The following is a 4,627-nucleotide window of genomic DNA, read 5'->3' as shown; positions in this document are numbered from 1 at the left end:
CGCGGGGCTTCCCGTCTAAAAGCTAAATATTAGGCAATTTTGCCCGCGCACCTTATCGCGGTTGGTTAGTAGCACGCTCCCATCGGACTACTCAAAAATGTCTAGCTGTGAGCTAGCCGTTTCACGATCGCCTGCCGTTGGAGCCACCGGCTGAATACCTTTGCGCAAGCCCAAGGCAATTTTGCTGTGCTTCTCAATTTGTGCCATTACTTGCCGGGCGCGCGCGATGACCGACGGCGGCAACCCTGCCAGACGTCCCGCTTCGATGCCATAGGAGCGATCGGCACCGCCCGGACGGACTTGGTGCAAAAACACGATGCGATCGGGCAGTTCTTTCACGACTACCTGGAAGTTCGACACGTTCGTCAAAATCGAGGCAAGTTCGTTGAGTTCGTGATAGTGGGTGGCGAAAATCGTGCGCGCGCGAATTTCGGTCGCTAAATATTCAGCAACCGACCAGGCGATCGATAAGCCATCAAACGTTGCCGTACCGCGGCCGATTTCATCCAATAACACGAGCGATCTCGAGGTGGCGTGATTGAGAATATTGGCCGTCTCGTTCATTTCCACCATGAACGTCGACTGCCCCGTTGCTAGATCGTCAACCGCACCCACGCGGGTGAAAATGCGATCGCAAATCCCCAACTCAGCCGAGCGCGCGGGTACGAAGCTGCCTACCTGGGCCAAGAGCTGGATCAATCCCACTTGCCGCAAATAGCAGCTTTTGCCGCTGGCATTCGGTCCCGTCAGCACGACCAAATCCGGTCGCACGTTTGCTTCAATATCCGCTCCCATCTCGGTCGAATTGGGGACGAAGAAACCAGAGGGCAGGGTTTGCTCGACCACCGGATGACGACCCTCAGCGATCGCGATGTGCCGACCGGCCACTACTTCCGGGCAACAGTAGCCCTGATACACTGCCACGTCTGCCAAACCTGCGAGGGCGTCCAGAGCCGAGACCGCGCGGGCGCTCGTGCGAATTAGGGTGACGTAGGTCCCAACCTCGGCACGCAAGGCCGCGAACACCTCGTATTCCAGTTGGTTCAGGTCGTCGCGGGCAGTGAGGATGCGGGTCTCGCGTTCTTTGAGTTCTGGAGTGATGTAGCGCTCTTCGTTGGCGAGGGTTTGCTTGCGCGTGTAGTCGTCTGGGGCGAGGGCGGCCTTGCTGCGCGGGACGCTGATGTAATAGCCAAAGGCTTTGGTGTAGCCGACTTTAAGTTTGGCAATGCCGGTGCGATCGCGTTCGGTCGTCTCCAAGCGAGCCAGCCACTGGCGGTCTGCTTCCAATTCGCGTCGGCGTTGGTCGAGGTCGGCGTTGACGCCTTCGCGGATCAAGCCGCCTTCAGTGACAGAAATCGGTGGCGACTCGACCAAATGCGCCAGCACCTTCTTACCGAGGCGATCGAGCTCGGGCGGAACGGACTGCACCGCCTGCAAATAGGGCGAAGAGCCGTATGCGGCTAGTTCGGCTAGGTCATCCAGTCGCGCCAGAGATTCGCCCAATGCCACCAAGTCGCGGGCACCGGCCGTACCCGCCCCCGCCCGACCGGACAGGCGTTCGATGTCGTAGATATGGCGCAGCAGTTGGCGGAGGTCTTGCCGCAAGGTGGCGTTCTCGACCAGTTCTTGAATGGTCGTTTGCCGGGCTTCAATCCCGCGCTCGGTCAGCAGCGGTTGCAGCAACCACCGCCGCAAAGTGCGTCCGCCCATAGCCGTACAGGTGCGATCGAGCGCCCACAGCAGCGAGCCGTGATAAGTGCCGTCACGCGTGGTTTGCACGATCTCCAAGTTGCGCCGAGTTTGGTGATCCAGGATCAAGAAATCGGCGATCGCGTAGGTTCGCAGGTTTTGCAACGGCACCTGAAAGGACTTCTGAGTATCTTGGATGTAATCCAACAAGCCGCCGGCCGCCCGCGCGCACAGTGGCAAATGCTCGCAGCCCATACCTTCCAAGGATTTGATGCGATATTGCTCGAGCAAGCGCTGTTTGGCTTCGCCCAACTCAAACGGTCCCGGCGATCGCAAGGTGTAGCCCAACTCCTCGGGCAACCCCTGCGGGATTTTGCCCGCTGCCTCGCCGGGCCGCAGTAGCAACCCTGCCACGTCTGGGGTCCTGGCGGGCACTAGCGTTTCGGCTGGCTGCAATCGCATCAACTCCAGAGTCAGCTCGGCAAGCTCTTTGCCCGTGGTCGTGCAAAACTCACCGGTGGAGATGTCAGCGTAAGCCAGCCCCCAGGGACGGTCGGACGAGCGATCGGAACCCGGTCCAGAAGCTCCCAGGACGATCGCTGCCAGGAAGTTATTGCGCCGGGCTGAGAGCATGCTGTCGTCGGTGAGCGTACCCGGCGTCAACAGCTTCGTCACCTGCCGCTCGACCATGCGCTTTTCGGCAGCAGCTTTGGCCGCATCTTCAATTTGATCGCAGACGGCGATCGCGTAACCTTTCTCAACCAGTTGCGTGCTGTAGCGCTGCAGGGCGTGATGGGGCACGCCGGTCATGGGCACGCGGCCGATTGCCTTCCCGCCCTCCTTGCTGGTGAGCACCAACTCTAGCTCCCGCGCGACGGTCACCGCATCCAGAAAGAAGCACTCGAAAAAGTCGCCGACGCGATACAGCAGCAGGGCATTTGGATGCTGTTCCTTGACCTGCAGATAATGCTGCAGCATCGGCGTGAGTTGCGCGCGATCGAGGCTAGCCGGATCGGCGTTGGCCATAAACTCTGGCGCATTACCAGAGGTGCGGGGCAGGTCCGAGGACGCATCCATAGGGCGGTCAATAGCAAAAGCGGCAACAGAAAACATCGATCGCGCCCATTCCAGCGCGACCTGCGAGATTTATCGACTCTATCGCAGCCAGCCCTTCACGGCATTTTCTTCAGCCCCATAATCTTTACCGAAGCCGATGCAGACACGCCTGGCGTTGCTCTTGTATAGATTGGTTGCAGGGTGAAGGGGAGTCCTGCACGGTGAGGGTGGCGCAGGTGCGGAACCTTTACGAAGACATGCTCCCAACCCATCACGAGCATCACACTTCAGGACTACCCCTGGCATGATGACTCATCTAGCGAACCTGGCACTCTCTATTTGTATAACATTTTCTCGATTTTGGTATCAGTTGAAGAGTTGTTTCAAGAATGAGCTTGTTCGTGGAGATTCGAATACTATTCCAGCAAATGAACGCATCGCAATCTAAGCGATCGCCGGTGCCGACGTCGACATTTAATTCTCCCGACCTTTCATTCCACCGTGGGTTTCATCATGGATTTTAAGTACTTTTAACCTTGAGACAAATGGAAACAATTGAGCAACTTCCACTGGGAAATAACGGACCTCTGGTCGGCCGTATTGGCTACGGGGCGATGGTGCTTGAGGGTTACTATGGTGCCTCTGATGATGAGTCCGCTGTAAGAACCTTGGTGCAAGCTATCGATCGAGGGATGATGATCGACTCAGCTGATGCATATGGGGCAGGGCATAACGAATTACTCATAGCCCGGGCAGTCAAGGTCGCGAACAATGAACCGTTTGTGGCGACCAAATTTGGCATTGTTTTTGATGAAAATGAATCGGGGACTGAATTGCCAACCGGCTGGGGCTTTTCATTGAAAATCAACGGAACTCCCGAATATGTTGAAAAAGCGTTAGACGCCAGCCTCGAGCGCCTGGGCGTAGATACGATCGATCTTTGGTACGCACACTATCTCGATCCTGCAGTGCCCGTCGAAGAAACTGTCGGAACAATGTCGAGAGCAGTTGAGAGCGGAAAGGTCAGATACCTTGGTCTCAGTAACGTATCAGAAGCAGAGATAAGACGTGCAAATTTAGTTCATCCAATCAATGCGGTTCAATATGAGTATTCGCTGTGGCGCAGGGAAGCAGAGACTGATTTGTTGCCAACGCTTCGCGAGCTGGGCATCTCTCTTGTAGGATGGTCCCCACTAGGAGGCGGGTTTTTGACCGGTACAGTTCGATCGCTCGATGAGGGAGACTTTCGAAACAACAATCCCCGATACTCTAGCGAAAACCTTAAAGCAAACCAAGAACGGTTCTCTCCGTTGATGGACATTGCAAACGAGCTTGATATTAGTCCCGCACAATTAGCACTAGCGTGGCTTTTACACCAGGGACAAGATGTTTTTCCAATCCCTGGGTCGAGAAAACAGGAACGCCTGGAGGAAAATGCCGCCGCAATTGATATCCATCTCGATCGAAATATTCTGGATAAGATAAACGAGATTGCCTCCCCAGGAGCAACATCTGGCGCAACCTTAGTCTAGATATAGTGAGGCTCGAATAGTCGAGGTACACTCCAAGCTACAGGAATAAAAGCCTCTGTCTTTCCTGGCGTACCTCATTTCACTGAGCACGGCCATCCTGCAGGAATTGTTGCATTCTGGCTGAGGTGCGGGGCAGTTCCGAGGGCGCATCCATAGGGCGGTCAATAGCAAAAGCGGCAACTTAAACCATCGATTGCGCCCACTCCCGCGCGACCTGCGAGATTTGTCGACTCTATCGCAGCCAGCCCTTCACGGCATTTTTTCAGCACCCACAATCTTTGCCGAAGCCGCTGCAGGCATGCTAGGCGGTGCTCCTGAATGGATTGGTTGCACGGTGAAGGTATCTAGTA

Annotated in this window: 2 protein-coding genes; one reads left to right on the top strand and one right to left on the bottom strand. The window is 56.0% G+C overall.

Translation table 11 applies throughout. The features are described from left to right. Positions 1–87: 87 nt before the first annotated feature. A complete protein-coding gene (gene mutS, locus KR51_RS02805) occupies positions 88–2,715 on the bottom strand; it encodes a DNA mismatch repair protein MutS (RefSeq protein ID WP_051358044.1) in 2,628 nt (875 codons plus the stop codon). A gap of 575 nt (positions 2,716–3,290) precedes the next feature. Here mutS and KR51_RS02800 point away from each other — a divergent pair. Then, positions 3,291–4,277: an aldo/keto reductase gene (locus KR51_RS02800; RefSeq protein ID WP_022604638.1), complete on the top strand. Its 987-nt coding sequence runs from the start codon at positions 3,291–3,293 to the stop codon at positions 4,275–4,277. Positions 4,278–4,627: the final 350 nt, after the last annotated feature.

This window comes from Rubidibacter lacunae KORDI 51-2 (assembly GCF_000473895.1).
In the GTDB taxonomy this organism is placed as follows: domain Bacteria; phylum Cyanobacteriota; class Cyanobacteriia; order Cyanobacteriales; family Rubidibacteraceae; genus Rubidibacter; species Rubidibacter lacunae.
The sequence above is the reverse complement of the archived record's forward strand: the minus strand, read 5'-3'. Positions and strand labels throughout refer to the sequence as shown.

Excerpts from the sequence above, each read along its gene's own strand:
- KR51_RS02800 (WP_022604638.1), top strand. The coding sequence starts at position 3,291 with ATGGAAACAATTGAGCAACTTCCACTGGGAAATAACGGACCTCTGGTC.
- mutS (WP_051358044.1), bottom strand. The coding sequence starts at position 2,715 with ATGGCCAACGCCGATCCGGCTAGCCTCGATCGCGCGCAACTCACGCCG.